Source organism: Luteimonas yindakuii, assembly GCF_004803715.2.
GTDB lineage: Bacteria > Pseudomonadota > Gammaproteobacteria > Xanthomonadales > Xanthomonadaceae > Luteimonas > Luteimonas yindakuii.
This window is the reverse complement of sequence record NZ_CP039383.2, coordinates 2,877,073-2,894,820: the sequence shown is the minus strand read 5'-3', so window position 1 is coordinate 2,894,820 and position 17,748 is coordinate 2,877,073. Positions and strand designations below refer to the sequence as shown.

At 70.5% G+C, this 17,748-nt stretch carries 18 protein-coding genes; 4 read left to right on the top strand and 14 right to left on the bottom strand.

Features of this window, described 5'->3' with window-relative positions; genetic code table 11:
- Positions 1-342: 342 nt before the first annotated feature.
- The 7 genes from rpmG to E5843_RS13360 all read right to left on the bottom strand — a co-directional run bounded on the left by rpmG (position 343) and on the right by E5843_RS13360 (position 6,562).
- Positions 343-507 carry a 50S ribosomal protein L33 gene (gene rpmG / locus E5843_RS13390; RefSeq protein WP_036137644.1) on the bottom strand — a complete coding sequence of 55 codons (165 nt, stop codon included), beginning with the start codon at positions 505-507 and terminating at the stop codon, positions 343-345.
- 13 nt (positions 508-520) lie between these two features.
- A complete protein-coding gene (gene rpmB, locus E5843_RS13385; RefSeq protein WP_134674413.1) occupies positions 521-757 on the bottom strand; it encodes a 50S ribosomal protein L28 in 237 nt (78 codons plus the stop codon).
- Positions 758-1,071: 314 nt separating this feature from the next.
- On the bottom strand, positions 1,072-2,883 hold the full coding sequence (locus tag E5843_RS13380; RefSeq protein WP_425480749.1) for a DUF885 domain-containing protein: 1,812 nt from the start codon (positions 2,881-2,883) through the stop codon (positions 1,072-1,074).
- 482 nt (positions 2,884-3,365) lie between these two features.
- A complete protein-coding gene (locus E5843_RS13375; protein ID WP_134674411.1) occupies positions 3,366-4,274 on the bottom strand; it encodes a ParB/RepB/Spo0J family partition protein in 909 nt (302 codons plus the stop codon).
- An 82-nt stretch (positions 4,275-4,356) separates the two neighbouring features.
- Positions 4,357-5,178 carry a ParA family protein gene (locus tag E5843_RS13370; protein ID WP_134674410.1) on the bottom strand — a complete coding sequence of 274 codons (822 nt, stop codon included), beginning with the start codon at positions 5,176-5,178 and terminating at the stop codon, positions 4,357-4,359.
- Positions 5,179-5,274: 96 nt separating this feature from the next.
- The gene (rsmG, locus tag E5843_RS13365) at positions 5,275-5,922 is read right to left on the bottom strand and encodes a 16S rRNA (guanine(527)-N(7))-methyltransferase RsmG (RefSeq protein WP_136412924.1); all 648 of its coding nucleotides are present in this window, start codon (positions 5,920-5,922) and stop codon (positions 5,275-5,277) included.
- Positions 5,923-5,926: 4 nt separating this feature from the next.
- On the bottom strand, positions 5,927-6,562 hold the full coding sequence (locus E5843_RS13360) for a 4'-phosphopantetheinyl transferase family protein (RefSeq protein ID WP_136412923.1): 636 nt from the start codon (positions 6,560-6,562) through the stop codon (positions 5,927-5,929).
- An 86-nt stretch (positions 6,563-6,648) separates the two neighbouring features.
- On the opposite strand from E5843_RS13360, the gene E5843_RS13355 reads away from it, so the two are divergent.
- A complete protein-coding gene (locus tag E5843_RS13355; protein ID WP_136412922.1) occupies positions 6,649-8,019 on the top strand; it encodes an AMP-binding protein in 1,371 nt (456 codons plus the stop codon).
- Positions 8,020-8,125: 106 nt separating this feature from the next.
- Positions 8,126-8,395 carry a GlsB/YeaQ/YmgE family stress response membrane protein gene (locus E5843_RS13350; RefSeq protein ID WP_134674406.1) on the top strand — a complete coding sequence of 90 codons (270 nt, stop codon included), beginning with the start codon at positions 8,126-8,128 and terminating at the stop codon, positions 8,393-8,395.
- Positions 8,396-8,495: 100 nt separating this feature from the next.
- Here E5843_RS13350 and serA read toward each other — a convergent pair whose 3' ends face one another.
- Positions 8,496-9,740, bottom strand: coding sequence for a phosphoglycerate dehydrogenase (gene serA / locus E5843_RS13345; RefSeq protein WP_136412921.1), 1,245 nt, complete (start codon positions 9,738-9,740; stop codon positions 8,496-8,498).
- A 119-nt stretch (positions 9,741-9,859) separates the two neighbouring features.
- Between serA and E5843_RS13340 the strand changes: the two genes are divergently transcribed.
- Positions 9,860-11,245 carry an FAD-binding oxidoreductase gene (locus E5843_RS13340; RefSeq protein WP_136412920.1) on the top strand — a complete coding sequence of 462 codons (1,386 nt, stop codon included), beginning with the start codon at positions 9,860-9,862 and terminating at the stop codon, positions 11,243-11,245.
- Between the two features lie 138 nt (positions 11,246-11,383).
- On the opposite strand, the gene xth is transcribed toward E5843_RS13340, so the two are convergent.
- A complete protein-coding gene (xth, locus tag E5843_RS13335; RefSeq protein WP_134674403.1) occupies positions 11,384-12,175 on the bottom strand; it encodes an exodeoxyribonuclease III in 792 nt (263 codons plus the stop codon).
- Between the two features lie 200 nt (positions 12,176-12,375).
- Here xth and E5843_RS13330 point away from each other — a divergent pair, with 200 nt between their 5' ends.
- Entirely contained in the window at positions 12,376-12,918 is a 543-nt protein-coding gene (locus E5843_RS13330; protein WP_136412919.1) for a gamma carbonic anhydrase family protein, read from the top strand.
- A 99-nt stretch (positions 12,919-13,017) separates the two neighbouring features.
- Here the strand turns inward: E5843_RS13330 and E5843_RS13325 are convergent, their stop codons facing one another.
- The 5 genes from E5843_RS13325 to E5843_RS13305 form a co-directional block, all read right to left on the bottom strand.
- Positions 13,018-13,272, bottom strand: coding sequence for a YkgJ family cysteine cluster protein (locus E5843_RS13325; RefSeq protein ID WP_136412918.1), 255 nt, complete (start codon positions 13,270-13,272; stop codon positions 13,018-13,020).
- A 5-nt stretch (positions 13,273-13,277) separates the two neighbouring features.
- The gene (gene aroE, locus E5843_RS13320) at positions 13,278-14,147 is read right to left on the bottom strand and encodes a shikimate dehydrogenase (protein ID WP_134674385.1); all 870 of its coding nucleotides are present in this window, start codon (positions 14,145-14,147) and stop codon (positions 13,278-13,280) included.
- Positions 14,148-14,255: 108 nt separating this feature from the next.
- Positions 14,256-15,245, bottom strand: a complete 990-nt coding sequence (gene hemB / locus E5843_RS13315) for a porphobilinogen synthase (protein WP_136412917.1) — start codon at positions 15,243-15,245, stop codon at positions 14,256-14,258.
- Between the two features lie 66 nt (positions 15,246-15,311).
- Positions 15,312-16,304 (bottom strand): chorismate transformation FkbO/Hyg5 family protein, encoded by a 993-nt coding sequence (locus E5843_RS13310; RefSeq protein ID WP_166816030.1) that lies wholly within the window; start codon positions 16,302-16,304, stop codon positions 15,312-15,314.
- Positions 16,301-17,656: an NAD(P)/FAD-dependent oxidoreductase gene (locus E5843_RS13305; protein WP_136412916.1), complete on the bottom strand. Its 1,356-nt coding sequence runs from the start codon at positions 17,654-17,656 to the stop codon at positions 16,301-16,303. Before E5843_RS13305 ends, E5843_RS13310 begins: the two co-directional genes overlap by 4 nt.
- Positions 17,657-17,748 lie beyond the last annotated feature (92 nt).

The window sequence follows — 17,748 nt, the reverse complement described above, 5'->3', positions numbered from 1 at the left end:
GCAGGGCCTCGGCTTCGGTTAGGCGGCCTCCGAACCGGGATCTTGCTCCCCGGCTCGGTCAGACGTCCTGTCTGACTCGCCGCCGCGGCCCATCCATGGGCCGCTATCGCAAATCCCGGTCCGGATGCCGCGTCGACGCTTCACTGGCGCGGCTTCGTTTTCGTCCGGCGCGGGGAGCGCCGCTGTCGCTGGTTGCAGTCAGCCGCGTATCGGCGGCTGATGTCGCGACAGGTGGACCAGGGAAGGCCCGTCCCACAAACACGAAACCCGCCTTGCGGCGGGTTCCGGTAAGGCCCGCTTGCGCGGGCCGGTGATCGAACGCCTGCAGCGCAGGCGGTCACATCACTTGATCTTGCCTTCCTTGTACGGCACGTGCTTGCGCACGACGGGATCGTACTTCTTGATCTCCATCTTGCCGGGGGTGTTCTTCTTGTTCTTGTCGGTGGTGTAGAAGTGGCCGGTACCGGCCGACGAAATCAGGCGGATCTTGTCGCGCTTGGAAGCCATGGTCAGATCCTCCTCAGATCTTTTCGCCGCGCTTGCGCAGCTCGGCGATCACGGCATCGATGCCGTTCTTGTCGATGGTACGCAGTGCGTTGGTGGACACGCGCAGCTTGATCCAGCGGTTCTCCGACGCGACCCAGAAGCGGCGCTCGTGGAGATTCGGCATGAAACGGCGGCGGGTCTTGTTCATCGCGTGCGAGACGTTGTTGCCGGTCGTCGTACGCTTGCCGGTGACTTGGCAGACTCGGGACATGGTGCACCTCTGGTAGGTCGCGGAAATTCCGCGTGGATGCCCCCCTTGGCCAGGGAGGCGACGGCCCCGCCGGCCACGCAATGAAGCGTGGCGGCGCGCGATGCGGGCTTGCGCCGCGGGTGCGGCGGCTGCGCCGGGTGGGCCGGAATCGCGCTTCCGGAAACGGCCACCCTGCCTGCCGGTCAAGGAAGGCGGGCACAGCGAGCCGGGCATTATGCCGGGACGCCGCGTTCCCGGCAAGTTATCCACAATCCCGGCCCATGCCGCAGCGGGATCGGCACGGGGCTGCGTGGCATGGCCCCGGGTCGTCAGGCTCAGGGCGCCGCGGTGGCCTGCGCTCCGGTGGCCGGTGCCGCCTTGGCGTCACGGATGAATCCCCGGATCTGCGATTCCAGCACCGGCAGCGGCACCGAACCCTCACGCAGTACCGCGCTGTGGAAGGCGCGGATGTCGAAGCGGTCGCCCAGTTCCGCCTCGGCCTCGGCACGCAGCGCGAGGATCGCAAGCTCGCCGAGCTTGTAGGACAGCGCCTGCGCCGGCCACGAGATGTAGCGATCGACCTCGGTGGTGACCTCGTGCTCGGACAGCGCGGTGTTGTCGCGCAGGAAGGCCAGTGCCTGATCGCGGCTCCAGCCCTTGTGGTGCACGCCGGTGTCGATGACCAGGCGCGCCGCGCGCCACATCTCGTAGGTCAGCCGGCCGAAGTGCTCGTACGGCGTCTCGTAGATGCCCATCTCCTCGCCCAGCTTCTCCACGTACAGGCCCCAGCCTTCGCCGTAGGCCGAGATATAGCTGTTGCGGCGGAAGTCAGGCTGCTCGCCCTGCTCGCGCGCCAGCGCCGCCTGGAAGGCATGGCCCGGATCGGATTCGTGCAGGGTCAGGGCCGGCAGGTTGTACATCGGCCGCGAGGGCAGGTCGTAGGTGTTGAGCCAGTAGGTGCCCATGCCGCCGCGACCGGCGGTCCAGAACGGGGCGATGTCGTCGGGCACCGGCACGATGGTGAAACGGCCGCGCGGCAGCGGATCGAAGTACTGGCCGATCACCCCGTCCACGCGCTTGGAGATCCACGCCGCGCGATGCAGCAGTTCCTCGGGGGTCTTCGCATAGAACTGCGGATCGGTGCGCAGGAAAGCCAGGAATGCGTCGAAATCACCGTTGAAGTCGAGCCCGTCGATGATCTCCTGCATCTGCGCGCGGATCCGCGCCACTTCCGCCAGGCCGATGTCGTGGATCTGCTGCGGCGACAGCTCGAGCGTGGTGTATTCACGGATCTGCTGGCGGTAGAACGCCTCGCCGCCCGGCATCGCCTCGGCGGCCAGGGTGGTGCGCGCCTGCGGCACGTATTCGTTGCGGAAGAAAGTCAGCAGGTTGGCGAACGCGGGGATCACCGCCGATTCGATCGCCGCGCGGCCCTGCGCACGCAGGCGTTCCTGTTCGGCGGCCGGAATGCTGGCCGGCATGCGCGCGAACGGCGACCAGAACGTTGCCGCCTCGGCATCGTCGAGTCCGGCCACCGCCGCGATCGACACGTCGCGGCCATCGAGCACCGCGCGCGGCACGCTGAAGCCGCGCGCCAGGCCCGCACGCATATTGTCGATCTGCTGGTCGAAATGACGCGGCACGTCGGCCAGCCGCGCGATGTAGGTTTCATAGTCGGCGGCGGTGCGGAACGGCCGCCGGGTCATGAACGACAGGTTGGCCCAGAACGAGCTGTCGGAATTGAACGGCATCTCGTAGCTGCGCAGGCGCACGTTGTCGGCGAGGTTCTCGATCTGCGGCCGGTACACCGCGAGGTTGATGCGGTTCTCGGCCGACAGCGCGTCGGCATCGATGGTGTCGAGCTCCGCCAGCACCTGCTCCCAGCGTGCCAGCCGCGCGGCCTGGGCCTGAGGGCCGACATCGGGCAGGCCGCGACGCACCTCGGTACCGGCGTCGTCCTCGCCACGGCCGAATTCCGCCTGCCGCCACGCCCACTCCGCCGTGTAGATCGCCTCGAAACGGGCATCCGCCTCGCTGCGCGGCGCGCTGCTGGCAGGCGACGGCGTGGCCGACGCGGCCTGCGGCGACGGCGCCGCGTGGGCGGCCGGCAGGGCGAGGGCGGTGGCGACAAGGGCAGGCAGCAGCAACGACTTCATGGCGTGATCCGGCAATGCGACAACCGCCGATCATGGCATCGGCGGGCACGGCATGCAGGGGTCGGAAGTCGTGGTGACTCGAGCCTGCGAGCGCCCGTCAGCCCATTTGTCCGGTTGTTCCGGACTCACATCCGGAGTCCAGGCCGCCCACCACGGCCACAGGGGGATGTCCAGCCGGATATCTCCGCGTCCTGCTACCACGGCCGGCGCCGGCCGTGGTAGCTGGACGCGGACTCCGGCCGGGGGAGCACACGCCCGATGCGCGCGACGGGCAGCGCGGAGTCAAACCGAGCAACTTGCTGTCTGCCGTCGTGCCGGGTCTGGCGATGTCTCTTTCCGCCCAGCCCACGCGGCTTCGACCTGTGCACGCAGCTCCGCCCCGCCGCGACCCCGAGGCGCCGCGCTCAGCCCGGCCGAGGGCATGGCCGCGAACAACGCCTGATGGTCAGCACCGGACCCCGGTGCGCTGTGACCTACCGCCGCAGCCGCTCCAGCAGCCCGTCGAGCGTGTCGAGGTCGGTGTAGTGGATTACCAGCCGGCCCTTGTTGCCGCGGCCGTGGGCGATGGCGACCTTGGCGCCGAGCGACGCCGACAGCTCGTTTTCCAGCGTCGCGATATCGGCCTGCTGCGGGCGCGCCTTGGCGCCGGACTTCGGCTTGCGCGCGGGGATGCGGCCTTCGGCGAACTGCTGCGCACGGTGTTCCACCTCGCGCACCGACCAGCCGTTGGCCACCGCCTCGGAGGCGAGCTTGCTGGCCAGTTCCGGCGACAGCGTCAGCAGCGCGCGGGCGTGGCCCATCTCCAGCTGCCTGGATTCCACCAGGATGCGGATCGCCGGCGGCAGTTCCAGCAGGCGCAGCAGGTTGGACACCGACGCACGCGAGCGGCCGACCGCGGCCGCGGCCTGCGCGTGGGTCAGCATGAATTCGTCGATCAGCCGCTGCAGCGCCTGTGCTTCCTCCAGCGGGTTGAGGTCCTCGCGCTGGATGTTCTCGATCAGCGCCATCGCGATGACGGTGCGGTCGTCGACCTCGCGCACCACTACCGGCACTTCGGCCAGGCCGGCGCGCTGCGAGGCGCGCCAGCGACGCTCGCCGGCGATGATCTCGAACTTCCGTCCGCCGAGATCGCGCACCACGATCGGCTGGATCACCCCCTGCGCCCTGATCGATTCCGCGAGCTCGTCGAGCTTGTCCTCGCTCATCGTCCGCCGCGGCTGGTACTTGCCCGGCGACAGTGCGTCGATCGGCAGGTTCTGCAGGGTGTCGGCCGGCGTCGCCTCCAGCGCCGGCGCGGCGGCGCCCTGCGGCCCGAGCAGGGCATTCAGCCCGCGGCCCAGCGTGCCCTTCTTGGTGGCTGGACGGTTCTTCGTTGCGGTCATGCCGCTCCCCCTGTGCGGACATGGCGGGCGCCGTGCGCGCTGCGCGCGGCGTGGATGCGGACGGACCGATGCATGCGCATGCTCAACCCGCCTGCACCAGTTCGGCGGGCGCACCCAGCGGCGCTGCCGCGGGCTGCCCGCGCTCGCGCTGGTGGCGCAGGATCTCGCCGGCCAGCCCGAGGTAGGCGATCGCGCCGCGTGAACCGCGGTCGTAGCCGATGATGCTCTGGCCATGGCTCGGGGCCTCGGCCAGGCGCACGTTGCGCGGCACCACGGTGCGGAACATCTTGTCGCCGAAGTGCTGGTCGAGCTCGTTGGAAACCGCATTGGTGAGGTTGTTGCGCACGTCGTACATGGTGCGCAGCACGCCCTCGATTTCCAGCGCCGGGTTCAGCCGCGCCTTCAGCGCGTCGATGGTTTCCAGCAGCGAGCTGATGCCTTCCAGCGCGTAGTACTCGCACTGCATCGGCACCAGCACCGAATCCGCCGCGGTCAGCGCATTGAGCGTGAGCAGCGACAGCGCCGGCGGGCAGTCGATCAGGATGAAGTCGTAGCGCGGCTTCAGCGGCTCGAGCGCGCGCTTGAGGCGCTGTTCGCGGCCTTCCTCGTCCATCAGCTCGATCTCGGCCGCGGTGAGGTCGGTGTTGGACGGCAGCAGGTCGAAGTGCTCGGCGGTCTCCATCAGCGCGTCCTCGGCCAGCAATCCGCCAAGCAGCACGTCGTAGGTGGAGGCGTGCAGGTCGCGCTTGTCGATGCCGCTGCCCATGGTCGCGTTGCCCTGTGCATCGAGGTCGACCAGCAGCACGCGCTTGGGCGTGGCAGCGAGCGCCGCCGCCAGATTGACCGACGTCGTGGTCTTTCCGACGCCGCCCTTCTGGTTGGCGATGGCGATGATCCGGGCCATTGCAGCGTGTCTCGAAGACTAGGGAACGGCACGCGCGTGAAAAGCGGGCCGGCCCGGGATTATGCCGGACCCGGGACGCGTGGGCAGGGCGCGGGTTCAGGCCGGTGCGCTGGCCCGTCCCACCCGCACCAGATGGCGCTCCGCACCGAGGCCGGGCACCGACAGTGCCTCCACCGACAGCAGGCGCCAGCCGGCCGGCAGTGCCGCGATCTCCTGGTCGGGGCGCGTGCCCTTCATCGCCAGCAGCTGGCCGTCGGCGGCGAGCAGGTGTCCACCCACCGCGAGGATGTCCGGCAGGGTGGCCAGCGCGCGCGCGGTGATCGCCTCGAATGCGCCGGGTTCGGCAACGGCTTCGGCGCGCGCTTCCAGCACCCGCGCATTGCCCAGGCCGAGGGTGCGCACCGCCTCGCGCAGGAACCGCGCCTTCTTGCCATTGGATTCGACCAGCGCCACCTGCAGCTGCGGATGGGTGATCGCCAGCGGGATGCCGGGCAGCCCGGGGCCGGTGCCGAGGTCGGCCAGCGTGCGCAGCCCGCCGACATGGGCGGCCATCGCCAGCGAATCGAGCAGGTGCAGCACCACCATCGCGTCCGGGTCGCGGATCGCGGTGAGGTTGTAGGTGCGGTTCCAGCGCTGCAGCAGGTCGAGATAGGCCAGCAGCGGGGTGGCCAGGGCGGGGTCGAGGCCGAGCGCGTCGAGGCCGTGGAGCAGGCGTTGCTGCTGCGGATGGGCGGAGGTGGGCATCGGCCTATTGTAGGTCGCCGCCCGCCGGCGGCAGCGGCGACCATGCCAGCGTGGCGAGGTAGCCCGGCGCCGGCTCGAACGCATGCAGCGACCAGTCCTGCGGCCGTCCCAGCGCCGCATCGCAGTCGACCAGGGCCAGCGCATCGCCGCGCTCGGCGAACTCCAGCCGGTGCAGGCCGAAGGCGATGCCGCGGCCATGCGCCTTGAGTACCGCCTCCTTGGCGCACCACAGGCGCACGAAGACACGTTCGCGCACCGGTACCGGCAGGGACTCGAGCCAGGCGGCCTCACGCGGGTGGAAGAAGCGCCGCGCGAGTTCCAGGCCGTGCATGCGCGGCCGCATCCACTCGAGGTCGCAGCCCACGCGCAGCCCGCGTGCGAGGGCCATCAGCAGGCCGCCGCCGCTGTGGCTCCAGCTGACCTCGGCGCCGATGGCATCGGGCCAGCGCGGGCGGCCGTGGATGTCGCGTTCGAGTGCAGGCACGTCGCCGGGCAACAGGTCCGCGAGCCAGGCGCGCACCTGCGGCTCGGCGCGATCGCCGCGCGTGTACGGGCGCCACGCGCAGTCGATCGTGCCCAGGCGCAGGGCGCCGGCGGACAGCGGCGCGTCGGGATCGCGGGCGGGCGTTTGCGTGCGCATCAGGCGCGCAGCGTAAGCTATCGACGTTCGCGCGCCCGGCCGCGCCCTGCCTCTCCGCACACGAGGAACCGGCGTCCGCCGCACGCATGTCCGCCATCATCGACAGCCCCGCCCGCGCCGACTTGCGCGACCTGCCGCTCGCCATCGGCGACGCCGGCCGCACCATCGCCATCGTCGCCGGGGTGCGAGTGTCGCTCAGCCGATTCCTCGCCGAAGTCCGTGGGCTGGCCGCGCGGCTGCCGGATCGGCGTTACGCGGTCAACCTGTGCGAGGACCGCTACCGGTTCCTGGTCGCGTTCTGCGCGGTGGCCGCGCGTGGGCAGACCACCCTGCTGCCGCCGTCGCGCACGCGCGCCGCGATCGACGACGTGCGCGCCGGGCACCCCGACAGCTACTGCCTCGGCGATGCCGACTCCTGCGGCTGCGACGCCCTGGCGCCGTTGCCGCATTTCGTGCCGGTACCGCTCGAGCTTCCGCAGGCTCCCGGCGGCGTGCCACGGATCCCCTGCGACCACGTGGTCGCGATCGGCTACACCTCCGGCAGCACCGGTGCGCCGAAGGCCAATCCCAAGCGCTGGCGCGATTTTGCCGACGGCGTGCAGCAGAACCTGGCGGCGCTGGCAGGCCTGCACGGCAGTGATGCGCCGGCGATCGTGGCCACGGTGCCGGCGCAGCATATGTACGGGGTGGAGATGTCGGTGCTGCTGCCGTTGCTGGGGGGCGCCGCGGTGCACAGCGGGCGGCCGTTCTTTCCCGATGACATCGCGACCGCGCTGGCGGCCATCGATGCGCCGCGGCTGCTGGTGACCACGCCCGTGCACCTGCGCGCGCTGGTCGAATCCGGCGTCGCATTGCCCGAACTGGCGGGCATCGTCAGCGCCACCGCGCCGCTGCCACGGGCGCTGGCGGCCGCGGCCGAGGCGCGTTTCGGCGGCGAGGTGCGCGAGATGTTCGGCTCCACCGAGACCTGCATCATCGCGCGCCGCCGCACCGCCATCGACGACGCCTGGACGCCGTTGCCGGGCGTGCGCCTGCAGCCGCAGCCCGATGGCACGGCGGTGGAAGCCGCGCACCTGCCGGCGCCGGTGGTGCTGGCCGACCTGGTGCAGCTGCTGCCCGATGGCCGCTTCCTGCTGCGCGGGCGCCAGGCCGACCTGCTGGAGATCGCCGGCAAGCGCGCCTCGCTGGGCGACCTCACCGCACGCCTGCTCGCGGTGCCGGGCGTGGTCGACGGTGTGGTGGTGCAGCTCGACGAGGCCGACGCCGGCGGCGTGCGTCGCATCGCCGCGCTGGTGGTGGCGCCGACGCTCGACGAAGCGGCGATCCATGCCGCCCTGCGTGCCAGCATCGATCCCGTCTTCCTGCCGCGGCGGCTGCGTCGCGTGGATGCATTGCCGCGCAACGCCACCGGAAAACTCCCTCGCGACACCGTGCTGGCCCTGCTGCGCGCGGATTGACCGCAATGGTGCGGTTACAGCCGCCGCTTACATCGTCGTCACGGCAGCCCATCGCAGACTCCGACCCCGAGGGGCATTTGGGCCCGGACTACGGAGGAGCAAGGACATGGGAATCATCATCTGGTTGATCGTGGGCGGCATCGTGGGCTGGCTGGCGAGCATGATCATGCGGACGGACGGTCAGCAGGGGATCATCCTCAACGTCGTCGTCGGCATCATCGGTGCCTTCATCGGCGGCCTGCTGATCGGACCGATGCTGGGCGCGCCGTCGATCAACAGCGGCGAGATCAGCGTCATGAGTTTCGTCGTCTCGCTGATCGGCGCGATCATCCTGCTGGCGATCGTGAACCTGTTCCGTCGCGGCCGCGTGCGCTGATACGCATCGCGTTCGTGATGTTCGACAAGGGCGGCCATGTGCCGCCCTTGTCGTTTCCGTGCCCTGCCACCGGCCCCGTTTTCCGCGTACAGCGATGCGGTCAGTACAGCACCCGCGTGCGCAGTGTGCCCGGGATCGCCGCCAGCGCGCCGCGCAGTTCGCTCGCCTGCGACTCGGTCGCGGTCACGTCGATCACCACATAGCCCACCAGGCTGTCGGTGCGCAGGTACTGGCCGTCGATGTTGATGCCGCGCTCGCGGAACACGTCGTTGGCCTGCGACAGCACGCCCGGCATGTTGCGGTGGATGTGCAGCAGCCGCCGCGAGCCCTCGTGGCCGGGCAGGGCGACTTCCGGGAAGTTCACCGCCGACAGGGTTGAACCGTTGTCGCTGTAGCGAATCAGCTTGGCGGCGACCTCGAGGCCGATATTGTCCTGCGCCTCCAGCGTGCTGCCGCCCACGTGCGGGGTCAGGATCACGTTGTCCAGGCCGCGCAACGGCGATTCGAACAGCTCGCTCGCCCCCTTGGGCTCGACCGGGAACACATCGACCGCGGCCCCGCCCACGTGACCCGAACGCAGCGCGTCCGCCAGCGCATCGATATCGACCACGGTGCCGCGCGAGGCGTTGACCAGGTGCGCACCCGGCTTCATCGCCGCCAGCTGGGTGGCGCCGATCATGCGCTGGGTGCTGGCGGTTTCCGGCACATGCAGGGTGACCACGTCGCTGCGCGACAGCAGGTCGTGCAGGTCGGCTGCGGCACGTGCATTGCCCAGTGCGAGCTTGGTCTCGATGTCATGGAAGAGCACCTGCATGCCGAGGCCTTCGGCCAGCACGCCGACCTGAGTACCGATATGGCCGTAGCCGACGATGCCGATGGTCTTGCCGCGCGCCTCGTGGCTGCCGGCCGCGCTCTTCGACCAGCCGCCGCGATGGCACTCCGCATTCCGGCGAGGAATGCCGCGCAACAGCAGGATCGTCTCGGCGATCACCAGCTCGGCGACGCTGCGGGTGTTGGAATACGGCGCGTTGAACACCGGCACGCCGGCGAGCTCGGCGGCGTCGAGGTCGACCTGGTTGGTGCCGATGCAGAAGCAGCCGATCGCGATCAGCTTGCGCGCATGCTGGAGCACGTCGGCATCGAGATGCGTGCGCGAACGGATGCCCACCACATGCGCCTCGGCGATCGCGCGTTCGAGCGCGTCACCGGCAAGCGAGGTGTCGTGGAGTTCGATCTGCGTATAGCCGGCGGCGCGGAACGCGTCGACCGCGGTCGGGCTGATGCCTTCGAGCAGCAGCACGCGGATGTCCTGGCGCGGAAACGAGGTCTTGCGGTCGTCAGCCATCTGCAAGCGGCGGCGCGGGCGGGAGCCCACGGTACGCGCGGCCTGTGTGCGTCGCAACACGCGATGGACGCGCCGTGCCGGCACTGGCAGCCTGAGCGCTCCGCCGCCCGACTGCCCCCATGACCGACCCGCGACTCGACATCCTGCGCCAGGCACTGCCGGCCCTGCGGGTGTCGGTGGACCCCTCCGACCTCGAACACTACGGCCGCGACTGGACCCGGCGCTGGACACCGGCGCCACTGGCGATCGCGTGGCCGGCCGATACCGGCGAGGTGCAGATGCTGCTGCGCTGGGCGCACGACCATGGCGTGGCGATCGTGCCCTCGGGCGGGCGCACCGGCCTGTCCGGCGGCGCCGTCGCCGCGAACGGCGAACTGGTGGTGAGCCTGGAACGGATGAACCGCGTGCTCGGCTTCGACGCGGTCGACCGCACGCTGACGGTGCAGCCGGGCATCGCACTGCAGGCGGTGCACGAGGCGGCGGCCGCGCACGGGCTGCAGTACCCGGTCGATTTCGGCGCGCGTGGCTCGTGCACGATCGGCGGCAACATCGCCACCAACGCCGGCGGCATCCGCGTGCTGCGCTATGGCAATACGCGCGAGTGGATTTCCGGGCTGAAGCTCGTCACCGGCAGCGGCGCAGTGCTCGACCTCAACCGCGGGCTGGTGAAGAACTCCAGCGGCTATGACCTGCGCCATCTCGCGATCGGTTCGGAAGGCACGCTCGGCATCGTCGTCGAGGCCACGCTGAAACTCACCGATCCACCGCCGCCGGCGCAGACCCTGCTGCTGGCGCTGCCCTCGTTCGAGGTGCTGATGCGGGTGTTCGCCGAGTTCCGCGCGCGCGTGCGCCTGCAGGCGTTCGAGTTCCTCACCGCGGACGGACTGGCGCACGTGGTTGCCCACGGTGGCGTGGATCCGTTCGACGCGCGGCATCTCTACTACGTGGTGGCCGAATTCGATGCGGTCGACGACGTGCAACAGGCCGCCGGGCTGGCAGCGTTCGAGGCCTGCGCGGAAGCCGGCTGGATCGTCGATGGCGTCATCGCCCAATCGCAGGCGCAGGCACAGCAGCTGTGGCGCCTGCGCGAGGGCATCACCGAGGCGGTCGCGCGCTATCGCCCGTACAAGAACGACATTGCCGTGCGCATCGGCGCGATGCCGGCGTTCCTGGCGCAGGCGCAGGCGCTGCTGGCAACGGCGTATCCGGATTTCGAGGTGGTGTGGTTCGGCCATATCGGCGACGGCAACCTGCACATCAACGTGCTGCAGCCCGACGGCAGCGACGATGACGCCTTCATGCGCCAGTGCGGCCACGTCACCGAACTGCTGGCCGCGCTGCTGGCCGAACACGGCGGCAGCATCTCCGCCGAGCACGGCATCGGCCTGGTCAAGAAGCCCTACCTCGGCAGCACCCGCAGCGCGGAGGAGATCGCGCTGATGCGCGGGATGCGTGCGGTATTCGACCCGGCCGGGATCCTCAACCCGGGCAAGCTGTTCGACTGAAGGCGGGGAGAGCGCGAACCCTTCTGCCGCGGATGCACGCGGATCGACGCAGAGAGGGGTGGCCTTCTTGGCGGGGTCAACGCGGAGACGGCGGTAGAGCGCTTCCGGCCCCGTTCCTGGCGCGATGGATCCGCCCGGCTATCCGCGTTGGTCCAGCGCCGAAACCAGCTGCACCCACGCCGGCGCATGGTCGCTGGGCCGTTCCCAGGTGCGTGGTTCGCGGTCGATGCCCGATGCCACGGCCGCGCCCCGCAGGCCGTCGGAGACCAGGGTCAGGTCGATGCGCAGCCCCATGTCGCGGCGGAAGGCCGCCTGGCGGTAATCCCACCAGCTGAAGACGCCGCCTTCGTCATGGTGCAGCCGGAACGCGTCGTGCAGGCCGAGCGCCAGCAGTCGCTGCAGCGCGGCGCGTTCTGCCGCCGAGGTCAGGATGTGCGCGTCATGCCACAGCTCCGGATCGTGCACGTCGCGCGCGTCCGGGGCGATGTTGAAATCGCCCATCACCACCAGCCGCGGATGTGCGCGCATCTCGTCGGCGATCCAGTCGCGCACCGCATCCAGCCAGCGCAGCTTGTAGAGGTATTTCTCGCTGCCCACCGACTGCCCGTTGACCACATAGAGGTTGATCACGCGCACGTCGCCGATGGTGGCGGCGATCACCCGCCGCTGGTCGTCCTCGAAGCCGGGGATGCCGATCTGCACCTGCTCGATCGCGATGCCGCGGGCGAGCAGGGCGACGCCGTTGTAGGTCTTCTGGCCCGAGAACACGCTGCTGTAGCCAAGCGCCTGCAGTTCCTCGAAGGGAAACCGCGGATCCTCCAGCTTGGTTTCCTGCAGCCCGACGACGTCGGGCTGTGCAGCCTCCAGCCAGCGCAGCAGATGCGGCATCCGCACGTTGAGCGAGTTGACGTTCCAGCTGGCGATTTTCACGGGCGATGTCCTCGGCGGTCCGCGGCCATTGTAGGAAAGACCCGTCTGCAGTTCCGGCTGTTGCCGTCGGTGCTGCGCACGCTGCAGCAGGCGGGGTGACTGCGGCCGGGCACGGCACTGCACCCGCGCCGAGCAACGCGACGCCGCCGTGGGCGCGACCACCGCGTTATCCTGCGGCCCCCATCCGCAAGCGTGCCGCCATGCATCTGCGTCCCTACCGCGACCGCCACCCACGCCTCGGCGCACGCGTGTACGTCGATCCCGCCGCCACCGTGATCGGCGATGTCGAACTGGGCGATGACGTGTCGGTGTGGCCGGGCACGGTGATCCGCGGCGACGTCAACTTCGTGCGCATCGGCGCGCGCACCAGCGTGCAGGACGGCAGCGTGATCCACGTCAGCCATGATGGCCCGCACGCCAGGCTCGGCGGCTTCGCCACCGTGATCGGCGAGGACGTCACCATCGGCCACAAGGCGATCATCCACGCCTGCACGATCGGCAACGCCTCGCTGATCGGCATGGGCGCGATCCTGCTCGACGGCGTGCGCGTGGGCGACCACGCGATGATCGGCGCCGGCGCGCTGGTACCGCCGGGCAAGGTGGTCGGCGATGGCGAGCTGTGGGTGGGCAATCCCGCACGCCCGGTGCGCATGCTCACCGATGCGCAGATCGAAGGCCTGCGCTACAGCGCGGTCCACTACGTGCGGTTGAAGGACGAGTACCTGCGCGCGGCGACTCCCTGATACTGCAGGGGTCGTGGCCCGGGTACGCGCGGCGCCTCGCGGACTGCGTGCGCAGGGACGGGGCCGCGGCCGCGGTTGCCGGTCCCGGCAGGCCGGGGCCTAGGGCGCGGTCGCCGCTTCCAGTGCGAGCAGCATCTCCAGCGCCTGCCTGCGACCGCCGCCGCACATCGCATCCGACGGCCGCAGCGAACCGCAGACCGCCGGGCGGCGCGGGTCGCGGAACAACCGGCAGCCCAGCTGCTCGTCGAGCTGCACGCAGGCCACGCCAGCGGGCTTGCCATGCGGCATGCCCGGGATCGGCGAGCTGATCGACGGTGCGATGCAGCAGGCGCCGCAGTGGTCGCGGCAATGCATGGTGATCAGTCCGCGGTGACCAGCAGCGCGTTGCGCGAACGCAACTGCCGGTACACCTCGTCGGTGTCCGGGCGCACGCCATGCCAGAGCGCGAAGCCCTCGGCGGCCTGTTCCACCAGCATGCCGAGGCCATCCACCACGTCGTGCGCGCCCGCGGCCCGCGCCCAGGAAAGAAAGCGCACCGCGACCTCGCCGTAGTTGAGGTCCACCGCCACCGCGCGGTGGGCGAGCACGCTGCGCGGCAGTATCGGCAGGCCACTGCCGCGGCCGGCGGACGTCGCATTGATGACGAGGTCGAACTCGCCGAGCTTGCCGGCATCGTCGAGATAGCGCGGGTGCACGCGCCCGGGCTGGCCGAGTGCATCGGCCAGCGCATCGGCGCGGCCGCCGGTACGGTTGACGATGTAGAGATCGCCGATGCCGGCATCCAGCAGGGCCGGTGCCACCCCGCGGGCGGCGCCGCCGGCACCGATCAGCAGGGTGCGGCGCGCGCGCAGGTCGAGCCCGGCGCGATCGGTGAGGTCGCGCACCAGGCCGCGGCCATCGGTGTTCTCGCCATGCCAGCCGTCGCCGCGGCGGACCAGCGTGTTGACCGCGCCGGCGCGGCGCGCGCTGTCGCCGAGGCTTGCGCACAGCGGGACGGCAAGCTCCTTCAGCGGCAGGGTGACGTTGCCGCCGCGACCACCACCGGCGGCGAATGCCGCCAGCGCGTCGGCGAAGTCCGCGGGCGCGGCCTCGATGGCCTCGTAGCGCAGCGGGATCGACAGCGCGCGGCCGAAGGCGGCATGGATGGCGGGCGAGAGGGAATGGCTGACCGGCTGGCCGAATACGGCATAGCGCGGGCTGGGATAGGCGTCTGCGTCGGCGGGGCTCATGGGTTCCTCGTCACGTGGGAGAGTCACCGGCTGCTGCATGGCAGCGCCCGGTCGAGTCTACTCCCGGCGAACGGAACGCGCGGGAAGAGCCGGCCGACAGCTGTGCGATCAGCCCTCGCGCAGCCAGCGCGCGGCCTGCGGGGCGTAATAGGTCAGCACGCCATCGGCACCCGCACGCTTGAACGCGAGCAGGGCTTCCAGCGCACAGGCGCGCTCGTCGAGCCAGCCATGGCCGGCGGCGGCCTTGAGCATCGCGTACTCGCCGCTCACCTGGTAGGCGAAGGTCGGTACGCCGAAGGCGTCCTTCACCCGCCGCACCACGTCGAGATAGGGCAGTCCCGGCTTGACCATGACCATGTCGGCGCCCTCGTCGAGGTCGTGCTGCACCTCGCGCAGGGCTTCGTCGCCGTTGGCCGGATCCATCTGGTAGGTGGTCTTGTCGGCCTTGCCGAGCGCGCCGGCTGAGCCCACCGCATCGCGGAACGGGCCGTAGAACGCCGAGGCGTACTTGGCCGCGTAGGCGAGGATGCGGGTGTGGATGAGGCCGGCGTCTTCGAGCGCGTCGCGGATCGCGCCGATGCGGCCGTCCATCATGTCGCTGGGTGCGACCACGTCGGCACCGGCCTCGGCATGCGACAGCGCCTGCTTCACCAGCACCTCGACGGTGGCGTCGTTCAGCACATAGCCGCCGTCGTCGAGCAGGCCGTCCTGGCCGTGCGCGGTATACGGATCGAGCGCGACGTCGGTGATCACGCCGAGCTCCGGGAAGCGTGCCTTCAACGCCCGCACCGCGCGTTGCACGAGGCCATCCGGATCAAACGCCGCCGCGGCATCGAGCGACTTGGCCTCTGGCGCGGTCACCGGGAACAGCGCCAGCGCCGGGATGCGCAGCTCGCAGGCCTCCTCGGCCAGGCGCAGCAGCTCGTCGACCGACACCCGCTCGACGCCCGGCATCGAGGGCACCTTGACGCGGCCGGCGGGTTCGTGGACGAACACCGGCCAGATCAGGTCGTTGGCGGTGAGCACGTGCTCGCGCATCAGGCGGCGCGAGAAGTCGTCGCGGCGCATGCGCCGGGGGCGGTGGGGAAGGCGATTCATGGGCGGATTCTAGCGCGCGGCTGCTGAAGGGCCGTGGGCCGGCGCAGGTGCGCCCGCAGCGATCGCTCAGCCGTGTACGCCGTCGATTTCCACCGCCAGCTCGCGCCGGCACACCGCCGCATGCACGATCACCCGCGGCACCCGGTCGCCGAAGCGCTGCTGCAGGGCGTCGGCCACCAGCGGCAGGTCGGCACGGTCGCGCACGTACACCTTGAGCCGCGTGCCGGGCCCGAATGCCGCCGGCAGCCCGGGCCGGTGCCGGCGGGCGTTGTCGAGCAGGGCGTCGAAGTTGGCGAATGTTTCCTCGATCTGCGCCAGCAGCTCGCCATCGTGCTGCGAGGCATGCCCCACCACCGCCGCGGTGCCCGACAGCAGCAGCGGCATCACATGGCCGTCGGCCGGCAGCATCGCGCGCGCGAAACTCGGCGGCTGCGGCCCGTACTGGCGCGGGTAACGGTAGGCGCTGACCTGGCGCGGATTCTCCACCGGGATGCCCGGCTCGCGCGCACTCAACCAGTACACCTGCAGCACGCGCTCGCCATCGCAGCGGCCGATCGCGGTCGCCGCCGGCAGCCGCCCGAGGTCGAACGCACCCAGGCCTTCGGCGCGGCCCACGCAGAAGCGCCGGTAGCGCTCCGCATCGCCTTCGCCCAGGGTGATGGCGTCGAAGTAGTTCCAGATCCGCAGCAGGTGCGGCATCGCGCTGGAGCCGACGTGTTCGACCAGCGCTGCATACGCGCGCCGAGCCGCGGCCTCGATGCCGTCGTCGCCTTCGGCAAGCTCGATCACCCCGAACGCGAGGTGGTCGTCGGCCGCCCAGCGGATCGCGCCGTCCACGCCGTGGCGGACCGGCCCGGCCACGCGCCAGATTTCGGCCGGGCTGTCGCCGAACGGTGCCAGCGGCACCCGCAGCACGCGCGGGTCGCTGCCCGCCGGGGTTGCATGGCCGAACACGAAAGCGGCCAGCACGTCATCGTCAAGGTGCCCGATCCCGGCATCGACGTAGTCGACGCGCAGGCGCGCGACATCGTCGGAGACGGAAGGCAATGGATGGCTCACGGATTGCCCTCCTGCAGGGTGTCGCCGGTGAACACGTCGCCGCGGCGCAGGCGCTGGCGCCAGCCGCGCAGTGCCTGCGGCGCGATCGCCACCGCGTTGGCGAGGTAGAGCAGCCGGAACAGGTACAGGCGCAGGCGCACCGGGCGGTTGTCGAAGACGTCGCCGGCGAGCATCGAGATCACCGCCTGCTCCATCTGGAAGTCGTTGCGCGGGGTGGCGAACAGTCGCTGCATCACCGGGGTGGTGAAGCGGTGGATGAACCAGGAGAAATGCCGCAGCCCGCGATCGGCGCGCCGCGCCATCGCCTTCTGCAGCGACGCCTCGCGTGACGGGTCGCGCAGCGCGCCGTCGACGACCTCGGCGGCGCGCTCGCCGGCGTCCATCGCCAGGAACACGCCGGAGGAGAAGATCGGGTCGATGAAGGCGTAGGCATCGCCGACCATCAGCCAGCCGGGCCCGTGCATGCGCGTGCAGCGGTAGGAATAGTTGCCGGTGGCGTGCACCGGCGCCACGCGTTCGGCGCCCTGCATGCGCGCCATCACCGACGGGCGCGCGGCCAGCGTCTGCATCAGAAAGCCGGCGTTGTCGCCGCGGCGCTGCTTCAGGTACGCCGGCGAGCACACCGCGCCCACGCTCATGACGTCGTCGCGCAGCGGGATCAGCCAGTACCAGCCATGTTCGAAGCGGTCGATGGTGATGTTGCCGGCATCGTCGCCGGGGCGCCGCTCGACCCCGCGGAAGTGGCTGAACAGCGCCGCCGACTGGTGCCCGCGGTTGCGCTGCTTGAGCTTGAGCCGGTTGCCGAGGAAGGTGTCGCGGCCGCTGGCGTCGACCAGGTAACGGAAGCCCACCCGCAGCGCGTTGCCTGCGCCGTCGCGCGCCAGCGCATGCGACGGGCGGCCGGATGCGTCGTGTTCCAGCGCCTCCACCTTGACCTGTTCGCGCGCGTCGACGCCGTTGGCGCGTGCGTGCTCGAACAGCAGCTGGTCGAATTCGGAACGCCGCACCTGGAAGGCGTAGTCGGCCTTGGGTTCGAGCGCACGCGAGAAACGGAACATGTTGATCCGCTTGGGATCACCGCCAACCGGGAAATCGGCACCGGTCTTGAGCACGCCGATCGCGCGCACCTGCTCCAGCACGCCGAGGCGTTCGAGGATCGGCATGTTCATCGGCAGCAGCGATTCGCCGATATGGAAGCGCGGGTGGGCGTCCTTCTCGAGCATCGTCACCCGCCAGCCGCGGCGTGCAAGCAGGGTCGCTACGGTGCTGCCGGCAGGCCCGCCGCCAATCACCAGCACATCGGTCTCCAGCAGTGCCGGCGCCGCGGTTTCGTTCCTGTTGGGGTCTGTCATCTCGCGGCGGGTGCCGGCCCATGCCATCATTCCGGGCGCGCATCATAGCGCGGCGCGGCGATCGGCCCGTCCTCCAGTCCAGCCATGGAAAC